This is a genomic window from Agathobaculum massiliense (assembly GCF_900291975.1).
GTDB classification, from domain to species: domain Bacteria; phylum Bacillota; class Clostridia; order Oscillospirales; family Butyricicoccaceae; genus Agathobaculum; species Agathobaculum ammoniilyticum.
On sequence record NZ_OMPN01000001.1, the window covers coordinates 1,569,670 to 1,587,178 of the forward strand.

Genomic DNA, 17,509 nt, shown 5'->3' on the forward strand with positions numbered 1-17,509 from the left:
AAGCCGCCTTTCAAGAGAAAGACGGCGCGCGCTGATGACGATTTACTTATTTCATAGTCTGGATAAAAAGAAGGAGCAATTAGGTGAATCTAATCGCTCCTTTAAAAATTTATGCTCCTGCAAAAATCTGTGTCCAATAAAATGTTCCGTCAGACGATATGGCAATACCCGCACCGACTTCGACACATTCTTCGCTCAAAAGCCAATCTCTATGACCTTGAGATTGCATCCACGCATTTACTACGGTTTGAGGAGTTTTCTGCCCATAGGCAGCTACTTCACCTGCCAACTTCATCTCCAAGTCATATCCTACTTCGCCAAATACGGAATAGATCTCATCTCCGTTCGGTCTGAGATGTGCAAATTGTTTTGTCAACTCATTGGCACGGATAGCAGCAGCCTGCATGAGTTTATCGTTCACCTTCAATGCAGGTAGTCCAGCTTTTGCACGTTCCTCATTCGTTAAACGGATGACTTCCTGTGCGTACTCTTCCAGCGTATTGGTGCCTACTGTTTCACCAGAGCTATCGTTCTCAGCATTTCCGTTATCGGATATGCCTTCACCCAGCACCTTACGCAGCTCATCTGCCCAAAAGTGGTTTACCGTACGGTCATCTTCGAACGAAACCGCGTCCACCGGCGCGCCTTTCATGGCGTCCAGCGCAGCAATAACGTCCTCTACCGTGCTGTTCGCTTTACCCGTGATGACCGGCGCATATTTTTTTGCCGTCTCAAGATATTTTTCAGGCCGCCAGTTGCAGTCTATCATGGCCTGATTGAATTCTGACATGGTTTTGTTCCACTTCGTAATGGCGCTGCCACTGACAGGCGTTGTGCTTTCCGTGTACAGCGCATCCGTGTCGATACGGACACTCTCCGTAGCCGCGTCATATGATACGCCAAAATCGATCTGCTTGCCGATATCCTGCAGCTTCACATAGTTGTTTCCGCTGATCTGGTAGGCCGTCATGCTGGCCTGCTTGCCATCTATGGTGATTTTCTGATCCGTCACCTTGGCAGACGCGCCGCTTACAGCCTCGTCCTTAATGCCCGCCGTGCTGGGGGCCGTGCGCTCCGTGCTGATCTCTACGGTCTGCGTCTCGCCGTTCCACTCCACGCCGAAGCCCACAAGCGTACCAATATCGCGCAGTTTGAAATAATTGTTGTCCGCTATATTGTACCCTGTGGGATAGACGCGGGTGCCATCAACGTAGACCGTCTGGCCCATGTCACGGGTAGGGGTGGCAATTACCGTATCAGCCGCACTGGCGAAAGGCACTGTACCGGCAATAAATGTCGCTGTACAAAGTAAAGCTGCAAGACTGGTCTTCATAAGATTTCACCTTCGCTTTCCATTCCTGTATCTTTACTTTACAGCGAGTGCGCGATGCTGTCAACCAAATTATTTTGAACCGAAATGTTGTCAATTGCAAGGGAAGCCGCTTTTACATCATACGGCGGCTTCCCTGCAAAGATTTCACAGGATAAAGAGAAGCGACCTTGCCTTCCTATAGAATATATAACACGTTATCGAACAGGCGGCGGACGTTGCCTGTGAATAAGCAGGTACATTGTCGAACGCCTCCTATACAATTTGTTTAACCAAATTGGGTGTATCAATTTTCAAAAGAAACTGCGCCGGATCGTGTTCGATTCGACGCAGTTTTGCCAGTGCAGTTTCAAGTGCTGCATCCGTTTTCCGTTTGTGGTTTTTGATAAACGCTTCCAGTATAATCACATTCCCCTTGGAATCATAGGTGAAAATAACACGGCTCAAGGTCGTCTTGTATTTGTCCCGCAATTCAAATAGCCGCCGGTATCTATCCATTTGGAAATGTTTGACCGGTGGTTTTCCTATCGTATCGTGCGGCAACAGCAGCATTGTGATAAACCATAGCAGTCGTTCCTGTTGCTTTGGGTGTAGCGTTTGTAAAAACTGCTTGATTGCATCTCCACCTAAATCATGATATGTATAAAGTATCTTCATAACGAAAACTCCTTTATTTTTGATCAACAAGGTATGGGGCTTTTCTTGTTGCCAACATTCTGCCAACAAATCTGCAATTGCGAACAATCTGCTTTCTTCAAAAAATTATAAAATTCAGAACAAATAACGCGAAATAAGCCTTAATAATGTGGCCTAAAGGATTATAAAAAATATATATGAACACTTAAAATCCTCCGGTAGCGATACTGTGCCGGTTCGATTCCGGCTGGCGGCACCATCGTCCTCAAAGCCTGCAGCCATATGGCTGCAGGCTTTTTTCTGCCCGCCGGCGCAGCGCATCCCTGCCGCGCGCTGACGTGCCGGACGCGTCCACAGCCTCATCCTCTCGCCAAGCAAAACCCATGCCAGAAGTTGGCATGGGTTTTGCTTTATACTTTTTTGTGCCGTTGCGCTTACTGCTCGCCAAGCAAAGCCCCTCAACGCACAGACCGAAGACAGAGAGGAAGAACCAGATGGACGTCTTTGCAAACCACCCTGTTCAGCAGCAGACGCAAAACATGATCCTGTCCCAGCAGCAGCTGCAATCGCTGAAAATGCTCGAGCTGACCGCCCAGGAGCTGGAGAAATTCCTGCAGGAGGAATTCACAGAGAACCCCGCGCTCGAGTGGAAAAGCAGCTGGAGGACAGGCACCGCCCCCGCTGCGGAGCCGCTTTCCTACGAGGCCTCCTGCGGCCTGTACACCGACGAGGAGCAGTGGAAGCTGCATATCCTCGACCAACTGCAGCGGCATCCGTCTTTCCGCGCCCACGCCGGGGATTTTCTGCTTTTGCTGGACTGGGCAGACGACGATGGACTGTTCCGCACGCCGCTTGCGGAGTTCTACCAGTCCACAGGTATGCCCGCCGACACCGCGGCGCATTGCCTGGAGGTCCTGCGCGGCCTTGATCCGCCCGGCATCTTCGCAGCGGACGCCGCGCACTGTCTACTCCGGCAGGCGCAGGCACGCGGTCTGCTTGACGACACGCTGCGCAGCATCATCCTGCGGTATCTGAGCGAGATCGCCTCCGGCTATTACGCCAAGATTGCCGACGAGCTGCATCTGCCCCGCAAAGCGCTCGCCCGTTATATCGACCTCCTGAAGGAGCTTTCCCCCCATCCGCTGAACGGACTTGTGGGCGGGGACGCGCCCTACCTTATGCCGGATATCACGCTGCGCAAAACCGACGGCAGCTGGGAGATCCTGCTCAACGACCGCACGGCCGACACCTACTGCGTCAGCCCCTACTACGCGGCGCTCTATCAGCAGGCCCAGTCCCCCGAGCTGCACACCTACCTGAAGCAGTCGCTCGACCGCGCCCGTCTGATTATCAGCGCTCTCGCTCAGCGCCGCGAAACCCTCCTGCGGCTGATCCGCGCAGTCATCGCGCGCCAACGCCCGTGGCTGGACGGACGCGGCCCGCTCGCGCCGATGACCATGAGCCAGCTGGCGGCGCAGCTTCAGGTCCACCCGTCCACGGTTTCCCGCGCCGTGAAAGGGAAATACATCGAAACGCCGACGCACGGCACGCTCGCGCTGCGCGGCCTGTTTTCTCAGGAGGTGTCCGCCGAGGGTGTCAGCGCGAACGCCCAGGATGTGCGCGCCCGCATCCGTGGGTTGATCCAGCGCGAGCCGACCGACGCCCCATACAGCGACCAGAAGCTCTCCGCCCTGCTGGAGGAGCAGGGCATCTATATCTCCCGCCGCACGGTCGCGAAATACCGGCAGGAAATGTGCATCCCCTCCGCGTTCGCGCGGCGGGAGGGACCGTCCGGTCCCGCTTGAAAACTTGAAAAAACGCCGCGCACACCTGATATTTTTCCCGCGTTCCGCTTGGATGGCACCGTTTTTGCTGCACAAATCAGTATAATATGTTCGCCTACGTGATGGGACGATAAATTTTTCAGATGGGAGATGTTTTGCATGAATCTTTGCATCCACGAACGGGACGGAGAAAAAAAGGTCTTTGACGGCCGCCAAGTCTATTGGCTGCACACACCGGAAAAGACCGGCGGGAGTTACAGCTCGATCTGCACGGTCAGCTATGACCCGGGCGCCAAGGCCAAGCCCGCTCACGCGCATGACAACGGCGAGGAGACCGTTTATGTGCTTTCCGGAACGGGAAAGGTCAAGGTCGGCGACAAGGTCATGGGGCTGGAGCCCGGAACCCTGGTGCTGTTCCCGCAGGGCGTGCCGCATATGGTATGGAACACCGGCGATATCCCGCTGCACATGGTCTGCTTCTATGCGCCGAACGCGGACGCTATCCAATATACCTTTTACGAGGATTTTGACTTCTGAACCACGCAACTGCAGCCGCGTCCAGCGCTCCGGACGCGAAAGAAAAGAAAGGAAGGATACTATGAAACAGCTTTACATTGGGCCGGAAATCCACCAGTTTGATACGTTCAAAGACTTTGCGGAGGAATTTACGCTGTGTGCGTCCGACCTGATCCTGACCAACGAATACATTTACAAGCCCTTTATCGAGAAGCTGGAGCTTCCTTGCGGCCGGATCTATCAAGAGAAATTCGGCCTGGGCGAGCCGACCGACACCATGACGCAGGCCATCCTGGACGAAGCCGCCAAGGGAAATTACGACCGTGTGATCGCGATCGGCGGCGGCACGGTCATCGATATCGCCAAGGTTCTGGTCCTCGGCGGCGGCGCAACGGTGGACGAACTGTACGACAATATGGTGGGCCTGACCAAGGCGCGCCGGCTCATCATCATCCCGACGACCTGCGGCACCGGCAGCGAGGTGACCAATATCTCCATCCTCAACCGCACCAGGCTGGGTACCAAGCAAGGGCTTGTCTCCCCCGCCATGTTCGCCGACCACGCCGTGCTCATTCCGGAATTCCTGCAAAGCCTGCCGTACAGCGTGTTTGCCACCAGTTCGATCGACGCGCTCATCCACGCGGTCGAGTCCTACCTCAGCCCCAGCGCAACTCCGTATACCGAGATGTACTCCCTGCAGGCCATGCAGGATATCCTGCGCGGCTACTGCCAGATCGCCGAGCGCGGGCAGCACGCGCGCTTCCAGAGCAGCGCGGAATACCTGCGCGCCAGCAATTACGCGGGCATCGCGTTCAGCAACAGCGGCTGCGCCGCAGTCCACGCGATGAGCTACGCCCTGGGCGGCAAATACCATGTGGCGCATGGCGAAAGCAACTACCAGTTCTTTACCGACGTCCTGCGCAAATACCAGGAAAAGAAGCCGGACGGAAAAATCCGCACGCTGGACCATTTCCTGCAGAATACGATTGCCGCGGCCGGCAGCGGCGCAGAGCTTGAGGGAGACACTGGCATCGACCTGCTGGAATGCCTGCTGTCCAGGGTGCTGGAACGGAAGCGCATGGCGGATTACGGCGTCACCCGGGAGGACATCCCTGTCTTTGCCCAAAGCACCATCGACAATCAGCAGCGGCTGCTGAAAAACAACTATGTCCCCCTGACTCTGGAGGATATCACCGCGATCTATCAGGCGCGGCTGTAATCCCTTTCATTCCCGACAATCTCCTTTTCTTTCTCTTTCGATACCCTGGGCCTGCTTTCTCCTTGATTCAATTGTGCTATATATCTCTTCCTTTTAACTCTTTCTTATTGTCAACCTGTCGGCAGGCCCAGCGTATCCATACAAAAACCGGGGAGCCCTCCGCTTGCGGCTGCAAGCGGAGGGCTCCCCGCATCATTTTCCCCTGTCATTCCCGCCGGCGCAGGTGCTGGTAATCGATCTCCAGCTTCTGCATTTTGCGGTACAGCGTCCTCCGGCTAATGCCCAGACGCGCCGCCGCGTTTTTGACGTTGCCGCGCGACTCGTTGAGCTGTTTGAGGATCAGCTCCCGTTCCGCATCGTGGATCGTGCCGCGCGCCGGCTCGTTTACCGCCGGTGCAGGCGCGGCCGGCGCGCGGTAACGCAGCACCGACGCCGTGATATGCTCCGGCCGGATATACACATCGGTCGTCAGCAGGCAGGCGCGCTCGACCGTATTTTCCAGCTCGCGGATATTACCCGGCCATGGGTATTCCAGGAAGAGCCGCATCACCTCGTCTGTAACGCCGCGTATCTGCGCCTTGCCCGCCGGCTGGTATTTGCGGATGAAATAATCTGTAAGTATCGGGATATCCTCCTGCCGCTCGCGCAGCGTCGGTATCTGGAGGGAAAGGACGTTCAGACGGTAATACAGGTCGCTGCGGAAGGTCTTTTCCTCAATCGCCTGCTGCAGGTCCACATTGGTACCCGCAATGATGCGGATATTGAGCGGGATCGGCTTCTTCCCCCCGACGCGCGTCACCTCGCGCGTCTGCAGGATGCGCAGCAGGTGGACCTGCACCTCGTAAGGCATATCGCCGATCTCGTCCAGAAAGATCGTGCCGTTGTTGGCCAGCTCGAATTTGCCGGCGCTGCCCTCGCGCTTCGCGCCGGTGAACGCGCCCGACTCGTAGCCGAACAGCTCGCTCTCGACCAGGCTCTTGGGTATCGCGCCGCAGTTCACCGCCACAAACGGCCCGCAGGCGAATTCGCTACTGTTGTGGATCGACTGCGCGAACAGTTCCTTTCCCGTACCGCTCTCCCCGAGCAGCAGCACGTTCGCGGAGTTGGTGCTTGCGATCTGGGCGTATGCCTTGGCGGTTGTGATGGCGGAGGACTGCCCGATGATGTCGTCAAAGTTGAACGAGGCGGTCGCGCCGATATATTTTGTGACAAATTTGCGCACCTCCGGACTCTGCCGGAAGGTGATCAACAGGCCCGAGCCATCGCTTGAGGCGGCGTTCTGTACCATCTGTATCGTGACAAACGCGCGGATTGTGCCGTATTTGCCCTGCACCGTCAAATCGCGGTCATATACGTTTTTCTTCATCTTGAAGAAGTCGAACGAGGGCATGATTTCCAGGATGGACTGCCGGAGCAGCTCGTCCTTGGTATAGCCCAGGATCTGCAGCGCGGTGTCGTTTGTTTTGACGATGGTATAGCCGCTGTCCAGCAGGAACACGCCCTGGTTGATGGTCGAAATGATGGTTTGAAGCTGGTTTTCCGCCGCAGCAAGGCGGTTGTACAGCCTTTGCAGCGAAAACTGCCGCATGATCGCGTAGCTTGCCGCAGCCACCAGCCCCAGCGTGTGCGGGTGCGTCTGATTCCAGGCGCCCGACATGCAGATCGCGCCCCACAGCCGGCCGTCCGCGTCGATCAGCGGCGCGCCGATTCCAGTAAACTCATGCTCGGACGGATAAAACATCTCGTAGGAGGCAAGCTGGACGGGCTTCCGAATCGCCATCGGCGTGCCGATCCCGCCCGTGCCGAACACCGATTCATGCCGGCACGCCCCTTCCACCAGCGGGTTTTCCTTTGACTGGATGTCAGCCACCGCGTCCTTATCCCCGATCAGCTTCAGGATATACCCGTCGCTGTCCGACAGGAGAAGTACAAAGCCCGATCCCTTGACCAGGGTATGCAGGAACTCCATAAAGGAGGTGGCAACCTCCATCAGCACCGCGTTTTTCCGGCGGCGGGCCTCCAGCTCCTCCGGCGCGAGCCTTTTAACGGATTGCTTCTCCGGATCAAGCCCATAGGCCAGCGAACGCTTCCAGGAATCATAAACCACTTTGGGAAACACGCTGTAGTCTTCCGCCCCGCTGTGAAAAAATTGATATCTGGCCCGTTCCATCTGCTCGCGTTTCGCTTCTGCAATCAACAAAGGCTCCTCCTTTCAAAGCATTGCGTTTCAGTGTGTCATTATTATACACCAAAACCAGAATTTTGCACGAAAAAAATAAATTCTGCCGTTTCCCTCCCGCTGTCCCCGGCCGACTGGGACGCTGTGTGTCCCTATGTGACAAAAGTGTGACACACTTTCGAAAAACCGCTGCAAAACCGCGCCCCGCACGGCAAAGTATTCCTTTTTCAGCAATTGCTTCCTTCCCTTTCCTGTCACATGTGCCACTTCGTTGTCACATAAAATAAAAATGCACAGAATAATACAAATATTATTATATATATTGCACAAACCGCATGAAGCCCGTCCCGTCGATTGCGGGTCGGATGCGTCCCTGTTTTCCCACGCCGGGCGGCAATCCGGCCTTCTGTAAAAAAGCGGGTTTTTTCGGAGCGACGGTACAGTTGGCACAGGAGTTGCTTCTCTATCTTTTATATAAGATCCCTGCAAAAAACGGCTGGACAGCAAAAGGGGAACAGAAGCATGAAAGCATTGATGAAATGGGAGTCCGGCGCGGGCCATGTCGCGCTGCGCGAAACCGAGCGCCCCGTACCGGGGCCGGACGAGGTCCTCATCCGCGTGGCCGCGGCGGGTATCTGCGGCACGGATATCAAGATATGGCACGGCACCACCTGGAGCAACCCGCCCGTCATCCTGGGCCACGAGTATTCCGGCGTGGTCGTTGGGCTTGGCCGCAACGTCACCGGTCTGCAGCCGGGCGACCGCGTGGTCAGCGAGACCGCACAGGTCGTCTGCGGGAAATGCGCTTATTGCCGCAGCGGTCGGGAACTGATGTGCGACAGGCGGCTTTCCATCGGCTACGGCGTCAACGGAATACATCGCTGTGCGGCAGGGCATTGTCCACAAGATACCGGACAGCCTGGACTTTGACAAGGCCGCTCTGTGCGAGCCGTTCGCCGTTGCGCTGCACGGACTGCTCGACCATACGGCGCTTACCGCTGCCGACCGCGTGCTGGTCATGGGGCCGGGCGCGATCGGACAGCTTGTGGCGCAGGCCGCCCGCTCGTGCGGCGCGAAAACCGTGCTCGTCGGTCTGCCGCAGGATCAGGAACGGCTAGATGCCGCCCGACGCGCCGGTATCGACGTGACACTGACCCGACTGACCGACGAAGCGATGCAGGAGCTGACTGGCGGCAGGGGCTTTGACGTCGCCGTGGACTGCACCGGTGCGGAGCCTGCGATACGGCAGGCCATGAAGGCAGTCAAAAAGGCCGGCACGTTCATCCAGCTCGGCCTGACCAAGCCCGAGCTGACCATCGATTACTCCCTGCTGACCGCAAAGGAGCTACAAATTGTCGGCACGTTCGGCCACCAGTACCACAACTGGGAAATGGCGATCGAGCTGATGGCCAGCGGCAAGGTGCAGGTCGACCATCTGATCACCAGCCGCTACGATCTGGAAGACTGGCAGCGCGGCTTTGAGGAAATGCAAGGCAGCAAGGGCATCAAGATCCTGCTGTACCCGAACGGAGAGCAAGGAGTGGAACCATGAAAGCAGTCGTCAATTACGAAAGCGGGGCGAAAAAGGTCCGGCTGATGGAGGTCGAGCCACCGCTCCCCCAAGCCGGCCAGGTCCGCATCCGCGTCTCCTACTGCGGCATCTGCGGCACGGATATCCATATTTTCAGCGGCGACGGGGGCTACCCCACCAACCCGCCCGTAACGATGGGGCATGAGTTGTCCGGTGTGGTGGAATCCGTCGGCGCGGGCGTCGATCCCGCCTGGATCGGGCAGCGGGTCGTGAGCGAAACCTATTACCACACCTGCGGCGTCTGCCCCTATTGCCAGACCGGCCACAAAAACCTGTGTCCAGAAAAGCAGTCCATCGGCAGCGCGGTCAACGGCGCGATGGCAGAGCTTGTGGTGGTGCCAGCGAAAAACCTGCACCGCATCCCGCAGGGCGTCAGCATGGAGGAGGCCGCCATGACCGAGCCGCTCGCCTGCTGCGCGCAGGGCGTGTTGGAGTTCGGCGGCCTACGGCCGGGTGACAAGGTGCTGATCACCGGCCCGGGCGCGATCGGCCTGATGTGCCTGCAGCTCGCAGCCAGCGCGGGCGCGCGGGTCGTGATAGCCGGCACCCAAGTGGACGCCGAGCGGCTGGAGCTGGCCAAAGAGCTTGGCGCCTGCGCCGCGGTCTTTTCCGACCGGCCGGATGCGGAGGATCGGATCGCCGCGCTTTGCCCGCCCTACGGGCCGGATGTCGTGTTCGACTGCTCCGGCGCCGGCCCTGCGATCCAGATGGGTCTGCGCGCCGTGCGCAAGGGCGGCCGGTATGTGCAAGTCGGCCTGACGGGCAAGCCCACCACGTTGGATATGAACCTGATCACGCTCAAGGAGTTGACCGTTTACGGAACCTATGCCCAAAAAACCGAGTGGTGGATCCGCTCGCTCGAACTGCTGGGGCAGAAAAAGATCAGCCTCAAGCCGCTGATCAGCAACATATACCGTCTGGAGGACTGGGAACAGGCCTTTGACGGGTACATCCGGAAAATAGGTTTGAAATATTTGTTGGCGGCTACGGAAGAGAGGCGGTGAGAAGAAGGAGTGAGCTGTTTTGTGTAGCTGCTGCAAATAAAAAATCCCAACACACTAAGGAGGAAGAAAAATGAAAAGAGTTAAGCGATTGATCAGTTTGGGCCTGTCCCTCACCTTTGCCCTCAGCCTTGTGGGCTGCGGGAACGGCGCGGACACCTCCGACGCCAACGCGCAGGACACGCCATCCACAGGCGGCAACGTTGTCAAGATCGGCAGCCTGTGGCCGTTGACCGGCGGTTCCGCAACCATCGGCCAGCAGCATGCGGACGGAGCCGAGGCCGCGATCAAGGAGATCAATGCCAACGGCGGCATCAAGTCGATGGACGGCGCACAGATCGAGCTGGTCGTTGCGGATACGCAGACTGCGGCTGACCAGGCTTCGGTCGCATGCGAGCGCCTGATCACGGACGATGATGTATCCCTAATCATCGGTGCGTATAACAGCACCTGCTGTATCTCCGCATCTGAAGTCGCCCAGAAATACTCCATCCCATTTATCTCCCAGGGCGGTGTTGCGACAGACGTGACCGAGCGAGGCTACGATTATGTATACCGTATCAACAACACCGCGACGTTCGACGTGCAGGAGATGATTGTCGCGCTGGACGAGGTGTGTAAGGAATATAATCTGGATACCCTGACCTACGCTCTGATTTATGAAAACACAGACTGGGGTTCGGATAACGCCCGCATCTGGAAAGAGCTGGCAGACGAGCGCGGCTGGACTTGCGTGCTTGACGAGCCTGTGACCAACGGCCAGGCGGACATGACCTCCCAAGTGCTCAAGATCAAGGAATCCGGCGCGGACGTGTGCAACGTTTCGTTCTATACCGATGACGCCATCGTATTCGCCAATGCAATGTACGCCAACCAGGTTGATCTGCCCTACGGTATCTGGTCGGTCGGCGGCGGCTGGCAGGACTCCGCGTTCTATGAATCCGTCAGCCCCGAAGTCTATGAATACACGTTCGTCCAGGAGGACTGGGACATGTCCGGCGTCCAGAACAAGGAATGGATCAAGGAAGTCGCCCAGCAGTGCAAGGATACCTACGGCTATGAAATGAGTTCGTTCTTCGCCCAGGGCTGGACCGCGGCCTATGTCGCCTACTATGCGCTCGAATCCGCGGGTACCACGGACGCGGAGGCCCTGCGCGACGCGATCGCTAACCTGAACATCCAGAACAGCGACGAGGAGCGCGCGCTGCTCTCCGGCTACAGCGCCATCGTCTTTGACGAAAAAGGCCAGAACACCTTTGGCGGCGGCCCGACCGGCGGCACGATCGTCCAGTACCAGAACAGCGAGCCTGTCGCCCTTTATCCGGCTGAGCACAGCTCCGGCGGCACGGCGGTCCTCCCCATCCCCGCGTTCAGCGAGCGCTGACTTTCCCTGTACGGAAACAGCTCCATGCCAATACGGCGGCGGCCTGGGGCGGGAAGCCTTCCCGCCCCTCCGCTGCGCCGTTTTCGGCGTTATCCTTTCGGCATACCCGTTCCAGCCATACGCCCTTTACAACGCTCTGCAAACTGTATCGAGGCGGTAATTACAGAGGAAAGGAAATAGGTTATGAACAATTTGTTTTTGTCCATTCTGCACGGGCTGATCCTGGGAGGGGCATACGGCCTGATCGCGGTCGGCCTGAGCGTCATCTTCGGCGTGGTGCGCATCATCAACTTCGCGCACGGCGCCATGCTGATGGCCTCGGCTTATGCGTATTACGAGCTGTTCACGCGGTATGATGTCGATCCGTTTTTAGCCATGATCGTCATCGCGCCCCTGTTCTTTGTGATCGGCTTTTTGCTGCAAAAGGTTGTCATCCGTCCGCTGCTCATCCGCGAGCGCGCCAGCGTGCTCGAACCGACCAGCGTTATGCTGTTCACGATCGGCCTGGACTACGCGATCGCAAACCTTTACCTGATGATCTATACCTCGCGCTATAAAACGCTCAACACCTGGGCTTATTCGAATTACGCGCGCCTGTTCGACGGAAAATTCGTCACGCAGTATTCGCGCATCATCTCTTTCGTGCTGGCCTTTGTCGTCGCGGGCATCCTGTGGTTCATCATCAACCGCACCGAACTGGGCAAGCGAATCCGCGCGGTATCCCAGAACCGTGACGCAGCGGCGCTGTGCGGCGTCAATGTACATACGACCTACGGCATCGCGTTCGGTCTGGGTACCGCGGCGCTTGCCATTGCGGGCGCCTGCATGGCCTCGTTTTACCTGGTCTCCCCCTCCGTCGGCAATGTGTTCGGCACAAAGTCGTTCATGATCGTTGTGCTGGGCGGCCTGGGCAGCATCCCCGGCGCGATCATCGGCGGCCTGATATTCGGCCTGATCGAGCAGGTCGGCGCGCAGTTTATCACCTCTACCATGGCGTCCATGCTGTCGTTTATCCTTTTCCTGATCGTTCTGGTCATCAAGCCGGACGGTTTGCTGGGCAAGAAAAAGTGAGGGATGCGAGATATGAGCTATAAAGGAAATTCTATTTTTAAGGGTAAATTTTTCGTTTGGCTGGCAGCGCTGTGCTTTCTTGTCGCGCCGCTGCTGGCAAACACCTATATGCAGAGCATCCTGATCCTGGTTTGCTTCTATGCATTTGCAGCGGTCGCCTGGAACCTGATCTGCGGCTACGCCGGCACGATGTCGCTCGGCCATTCGGTTTACATGGGCATCGGCGGCTATATCTCTACGATCCTCCTGGAAACCAAGGGTGTTTCCCCCTGGATCGGCATGCTGATCGGCGCGGCGGTCGCCATGCTGATCGGCGTTGTCATCAGCTATCCGACTTTCCGCCTCAAGGGTCCGTATTTCACGCTCGCCTCCATCGCGATCTGCGAAATATTCGGCACCTTTGTCCTGAACACGGAAAACCTCGGCCCAATCCCGCTCAAGGGCGGCTCCGGCTGGTCGCTGACCCAGACGGGCTATCAGGCCGTTATGTATGAGTTCCGCAGCAAGCTGGGCTACTACTATGTTGCGTTTATCCTGCTGGCCATCGGCGTTTTTGTCACCTGGAAAATGTCCAGAAGCAAGCTCGGGTATTATCTGGTCGCGATCCGCAGCGACGACGACGCCGCGCGGAGCCTGGGCATCAACGTGACCAAGTACAAGCTGATCGCCATGGGCATCAGCTGCTTTATGATCTCCCTAGCCGGTACTTTCTATGCCCAGTACTTCCGTTACATCGGTCCGGACCGCATTTTCGGCTACGACCTGGCGGTACAGATCGCCCTGATCGCCCTGATCGGCGGGCAAGGCACCGTTATGGGTCCCGTGATCGGCGCGGTCGTGCTGGTCCCCCTGTCGGAATACCTGTCCGCCACCTTCGCGGGTACGATGTCCGGCCTGAACCTATTCCTGTACGGCGTTATCATGATGCTGGTCGTTTACTTTATGCCTCACGGTTTGTGCGAATATGTCGTAAAGGCGGCGCAGTGGATCGAGGAGAAGCTGTTCGGCGCGCATGGAAAGAGGAAACAGTCCAAGGCGGCGTCCAAATAACCGCCGCCGGCAAAGGCACCGCGCAAATATGTACGAAGCGAGGGATAAGAAAATGTCAGTAATCGTTAAAATGGAACATGTGACCAAGCAGTTCGGCGGCCTGACAGCGGTAAACGATTTTTCCGGCGAGATTGAGAAAAACGCGATCGTCGGGCTGATCGGCCCCAACGGCGCCGGCAAGACCACCCTGTTCAATATGATCGCCAACTACTACCACCCGACCAGCGGCAAAATCTATTTCAAGGACCAGGATATCACCGAGGCCAGGACCGAGGACATGGCCAGGATGGGGCTTGCGCGCACCTTCCAGGTCACAAAGCCGTTCGGCGACATGACCGTGCTGCAGAACATCATGGTCGGCGCGTTCCTGCACACCACCAACGCCAGGCAGGTGGAGCAGAAGGCGCGTGAGGTTGCTGGTCTGGTCGGCATGACCTGCGATCTGGATATGATCGCCAACAACACGACCACTGTGGACAAGAAAAAGCTGGAGATCGCCCGCGCGCTGGCGGTCGGTCCGGAGCTTATTCTGCTTGATGAGGTCATGGCCGGCTGCAACCCGCAGGAAAAGCTCGAGCTGGTCGACACTTGCCGCAAGGTGCGCGACGCGGGCGTTACCATCCTGATCATCGAGCACGATATTAAGACGATCATGTCCCTGTGCGACAAAATCTACATCCTGCACCGGGGCGAAAAGCTGGTGGAAGGCACGCCCGAGCAGGTCGCCAACGACAAGCGTGCGATCAGCGCCTATTTGGGGGAGGATTTTGACAATGCTGAAAATTAGCGATTTACGCACCGGCTACAACGGCGGTGAAATTGTCCACGGCATTTCGCTGGAGGTGCCGGACAATCAGATCGTCGCGATCGTGGGCGGCAACGGCGCCGGCAAAAGCACACTCATCAAGGCGATCACCGGCCTGATTCCGCTCACCAGCGGCACGGCGGAATACAACGGCGAAAAGCTGAACGGCCTCTCCCCCGACAAGATCATGCAAAAAGGCGTCTGCCTGGTGCCGGAGGGCCGCCAGCTCTTCCCCAACATGACGGTGGAGGACAATCTCGACATCGGCTCCTGCACCAAGGAGTCCCGCAAGCGCCGCAAGGAAAACAAGGAAGAGATGTTCCAGATTTTCCCGCGCCTGCTCGAGCGGCGCCGGCAGCTCACCGGTACGCTCTCCGGCGGCGAGCAGCAGATGGTCGCCATGGCCCGCGCACTGATGAGCAACCCCAAGCTGCTGATTATGGACGAACCCTCCTGGGGCCTCGCGCCGATCCTGGTGACCGAAATGTTCCAGACCATCGAGATGATCCGCGACCGCGGCACCGCGATCCTGATTGTGGAGCAGAACGTCGGTAAGACGCTGTCCATCTCGGACTGGGGCTATGTCATTGAGAACGGCACGGTCGTCATGCAGGACGTGGGCAAAAAGCTGCTGCAGGATGAAAGCCTGAAGAAAGCATACCTGGGCATTTGACCGGACGGAAAGGAGCCGATAGCCTATGCTCAAATTCACTGTTGACAGCGTAAAAGGAAAGGTCATCAACCCCGGCACCATCAACGAGCGGCGGATCAAGCTGTTCGCCTCGCCCTATTCGCCCGCCAGACGGGACGCCTACGGCTGCGGCATGGCCCTGATCGACCCGGGTCAGGTGCATGAGGAGCACGCGCATCCGGACAGCGAGGAGCTGATCTTCGTCGTCCATGGGACCGGCACAGGCCGGATCGCAGGGCAGGAGGTGCAGGTGCAGCAGGGCGACCTGATCGCGATCGAAAAAGGAGAGCCGCACCAGTTCCGCAACACCGGCGCGGAGCAGCTCCGGCTGCTCTGGATCTACTCGCCGCCCGGGCCGGAAAAGAAGTTCTTAGACGGTTGACCAAAACAATCCCTGAAAACCGAAGGAGATCATTATGTTAAGTGCCGAAAAAATTCGGGAAATGAAGGTATTTTCCAAGCAGGTGCAGATGGAGGTCGTAAAAATGATCGCCGGCCTGGGCGTGGGGCATCTGGGCGGCTCGCTGTCCATCACCGACCTGCTCTCCGTTCTGTACTGCAATCAGATGCGCTACGAGCCTAAAAACCCCCGCTGGGAGGGGCGTGACTGGTTGGTGCTGTCCAAGGGTCACGCCGGTCCGGCGCTGTACGCCACGCTCGCGCTCAAGGGTTTTTTCCCCGTGTCCGAGCTGGCAACGCTCAACCGCCCGCACACCAACCTGCCCAGCCATGTCGACCGGACGAAAACCCCCGGCGTTGATATGACCTGCGGCTCGCTCGGCCAGGGCGCCTCGGCCGCCGCGGGCATTGCGCTCGCGCTGCGGCTCGACCACAAGGATAACCGCGTGTTCGCCGTGTTCGGCGACGGGGAGATCGACGAAGGGCAGGTCTGGGAAATGGCGCTGTTCGCCGCCCAGCGCAAGCTCTCCAACCTGATCGCCTTTGTCGATTACAACAAGCTGCAGCTCGACGGTACGACCGACGAGGTCTGTGCCTTGGGCGATATCACCGCCAAATTCCGCGAATTCGGCTGGTATGCGCAGGAGGCGGACGGCCACGACGTTGCGGCGATCAACACGGCCATCGAAAACGCCAGGGCGCAGTCGGATAAGCCCTCCATGATCGTGCTGCATACGATCAAGGGCAACGGCTGGAGCAAATCCGCCGGCCAGGTGGGCAGCCACAGCCGCGGCCTGACAGCGGAGGAGCTGGAAGAGGCGCTTTCGGAAATGCAGTCTACGATCGACTCGTATTAAGTCCGCAGGAGGATAGACTTATGCAATTTCAGTTAGAAGAAAAGCTCAGCAACGACCCCGTGGAAATGCGTTCGGTCTTCTGTGACACACTGATGGAGCTGGCCGGGCAGAATCGGGACATCATGGTACTCGACGCGGACCTGATGGGCGCGATGGGTACAAAGCCCTTCGCCAAGGCATTTCCCGAGCAGACCGTAGACTGCGGCATCCAGGAGGCGAATATGATGGGCGTGGCCGCGGGCCTGTCCGCGGCCGGCAAAATCCCGTTCGCGCATACGTTTGCGCCGTTCGCAACACGCCGCGCGTGCGACCAGATCTTTGTATCCGGCGCTTACGCAAAGCTCAATGTCAAGATCGTCGGCTCGGACCCCGGCATCACGGCGGCGCTCAACGGCGGCACGCATATGCCGTTTGAGGATATGGGCATCATGCGCGGCATACCGACCATGACCGTGCTGGAGCCGGTGGACACCGTTATGCTGCGGGATCTGATGCGGCAGATTGCCGGCGTCTACGGCATGCATTACATGCGCCTCGTCCGGAAGACAACGGTCCGTGTCTTCCATGACGGCGCGACTTTCGATATTGGGAGAGCCGTGCTGCTGCGCGAGGGAACGGACGTCACGATCATCGCCTCCGGCTTCTGCGTCGCGGAAGCGCTCAAGGCGGCGGCCGCGCTGCAGGAACAGGGCGTCAGCGCCCGCGTACTCAACATCTTCACTTGGAAGCCGATCGACGCGCAGGCAATCATCGCGGCGGCCGCGCAGACCGGCGCAGTCGTGACTGCGGAAAACCACAATATCATCAACGGCCTGGGCAGCGCGGTGTGCGAGGTCCTGTGCCAAAACCAGCCCGCACCCCTCGAGATGGTCGGCGTACACGATGAATTTGGCGAGGTTGGGCCAGTGGATTACTTGGCCGACCGCTTCGGCCTGACCGCACCCTATATTGTGGAAGCGGCGAAAAAAGCAATCGCCCGAAAAGCACGGTAAGGAG

Annotated in this window: 17 protein-coding genes; 14 read left to right on the plus strand and 3 right to left on the minus strand. The window is 58.0% G+C overall.

The window, feature by feature from the left end; translation table 11 throughout:
* Positions 1-109: 109 nt before the first annotated feature.
* Entirely contained in the window at positions 110-1,333 is a 1,224-nt protein-coding gene (locus DBQ51_RS08075) for a CAP domain-containing protein (protein WP_107631247.1), read from the minus strand.
* A 252-nt stretch (positions 1,334-1,585) separates the two neighbouring features.
* Positions 1,586-1,987: a type II toxin-antitoxin system RelE/ParE family toxin gene (locus DBQ51_RS08080; protein ID WP_107631248.1), complete on the minus strand. Its 402-nt coding sequence runs from the start codon at positions 1,985-1,987 to the stop codon at positions 1,586-1,588.
* A gap of 473 nt (positions 1,988-2,460) precedes the next feature.
* Here DBQ51_RS08080 and rpoN point away from each other — a divergent pair, with 473 nt between their 5' ends.
* The 3 genes from rpoN (at position 2,461) to DBQ51_RS08095 (ending at position 5,485) form a co-directional block, all read left to right on the plus strand.
* Positions 2,461-3,771, plus strand: coding sequence for an RNA polymerase factor sigma-54 (rpoN, locus tag DBQ51_RS08085; RefSeq protein WP_159068119.1), 1,311 nt, complete (start codon positions 2,461-2,463; stop codon positions 3,769-3,771).
* Positions 3,772-3,909: 138 nt separating this feature from the next.
* Positions 3,910-4,287, plus strand: a complete 378-nt coding sequence (locus tag DBQ51_RS08090; protein WP_054328347.1) for a cupin domain-containing protein — start codon at positions 3,910-3,912, stop codon at positions 4,285-4,287.
* A gap of 61 nt (positions 4,288-4,348) precedes the next feature.
* Positions 4,349-5,485 (plus strand): 4-hydroxybutyrate dehydrogenase, encoded by a 1,137-nt coding sequence (locus DBQ51_RS08095; RefSeq protein ID WP_107631250.1) that lies wholly within the window; start codon positions 4,349-4,351, stop codon positions 5,483-5,485.
* A 205-nt stretch (positions 5,486-5,690) separates the two neighbouring features.
* Here DBQ51_RS08095 and DBQ51_RS08100 read toward each other — a convergent pair whose 3' ends face one another.
* Positions 5,691-7,682 carry a sigma-54-dependent Fis family transcriptional regulator gene (locus tag DBQ51_RS08100; RefSeq protein WP_054328349.1) on the minus strand — a complete coding sequence of 664 codons (1,992 nt, stop codon included), beginning with the start codon at positions 7,680-7,682 and terminating at the stop codon, positions 5,691-5,693.
* Between the two features lie 504 nt (positions 7,683-8,186).
* On the opposite strand from DBQ51_RS08100, the gene DBQ51_RS08105 reads away from it, so the two are divergent.
* The 11 genes from DBQ51_RS08105 (at position 8,187) to DBQ51_RS08155 (ending at position 17,505) form a co-directional block, all read left to right on the plus strand.
* The gene (locus DBQ51_RS08105) at positions 8,187-8,594 is read left to right on the plus strand and encodes an alcohol dehydrogenase catalytic domain-containing protein (RefSeq protein WP_107631251.1); all 408 of its coding nucleotides are present in this window, start codon (positions 8,187-8,189) and stop codon (positions 8,592-8,594) included.
* Positions 8,548-9,216 carry a zinc-dependent alcohol dehydrogenase gene (locus DBQ51_RS08110; RefSeq protein WP_107631252.1) on the plus strand — a complete coding sequence of 223 codons (669 nt, stop codon included), beginning with the start codon at positions 8,548-8,550 and terminating at the stop codon, positions 9,214-9,216. Before DBQ51_RS08105 ends, DBQ51_RS08110 begins: the two co-directional genes overlap by 47 nt.
* Positions 9,213-10,259 (plus strand): zinc-dependent alcohol dehydrogenase, encoded by a 1,047-nt coding sequence (locus tag DBQ51_RS08115; RefSeq protein WP_107631253.1) that lies wholly within the window; start codon positions 9,213-9,215, stop codon positions 10,257-10,259. Before DBQ51_RS08110 ends, DBQ51_RS08115 begins: the two co-directional genes overlap by 4 nt.
* A 70-nt stretch (positions 10,260-10,329) precedes the next feature.
* A complete protein-coding gene (locus tag DBQ51_RS08120) occupies positions 10,330-11,640 on the plus strand; it encodes an ABC transporter substrate-binding protein (protein ID WP_107631254.1) in 1,311 nt (436 codons plus the stop codon).
* Between the two features lie 183 nt (positions 11,641-11,823).
* Complete coding sequence (locus DBQ51_RS08125; RefSeq protein WP_054328353.1) at positions 11,824-12,711, plus strand: branched-chain amino acid ABC transporter permease; 888 nt, start codon at positions 11,824-11,826, stop codon at positions 12,709-12,711.
* A 12-nt stretch (positions 12,712-12,723) separates the two neighbouring features.
* Complete coding sequence (locus DBQ51_RS08130; RefSeq protein WP_159068120.1) at positions 12,724-13,761, plus strand: branched-chain amino acid ABC transporter permease; 1,038 nt, start codon at positions 12,724-12,726, stop codon at positions 13,759-13,761.
* Positions 13,762-13,813: 52 nt separating this feature from the next.
* Positions 13,814-14,548, plus strand: coding sequence for an ABC transporter ATP-binding protein (locus DBQ51_RS08135; RefSeq protein ID WP_159068121.1), 735 nt, complete (start codon positions 13,814-13,816; stop codon positions 14,546-14,548).
* Positions 14,535-15,239 carry an ABC transporter ATP-binding protein gene (locus DBQ51_RS08140; protein ID WP_054328356.1) on the plus strand — a complete coding sequence of 235 codons (705 nt, stop codon included), beginning with the start codon at positions 14,535-14,537 and terminating at the stop codon, positions 15,237-15,239. The genes DBQ51_RS08135 and DBQ51_RS08140 overlap by 14 nt, the downstream gene beginning before the upstream one ends.
* 25 nt (positions 15,240-15,264) lie before the next feature.
* Positions 15,265-15,639: a cupin domain-containing protein gene (locus tag DBQ51_RS08145; RefSeq protein ID WP_054328357.1), complete on the plus strand. Its 375-nt coding sequence runs from the start codon at positions 15,265-15,267 to the stop codon at positions 15,637-15,639.
* A 34-nt stretch (positions 15,640-15,673) separates the two neighbouring features.
* Entirely contained in the window at positions 15,674-16,513 is an 840-nt protein-coding gene (locus DBQ51_RS08150; RefSeq protein ID WP_107631256.1) for a transketolase, read from the plus strand.
* 20 nt (positions 16,514-16,533) lie between these two features.
* Entirely contained in the window at positions 16,534-17,505 is a 972-nt protein-coding gene (locus DBQ51_RS08155) for a transketolase family protein (protein WP_107631257.1), read from the plus strand.
* Positions 17,506-17,509 lie beyond the last annotated feature (4 nt).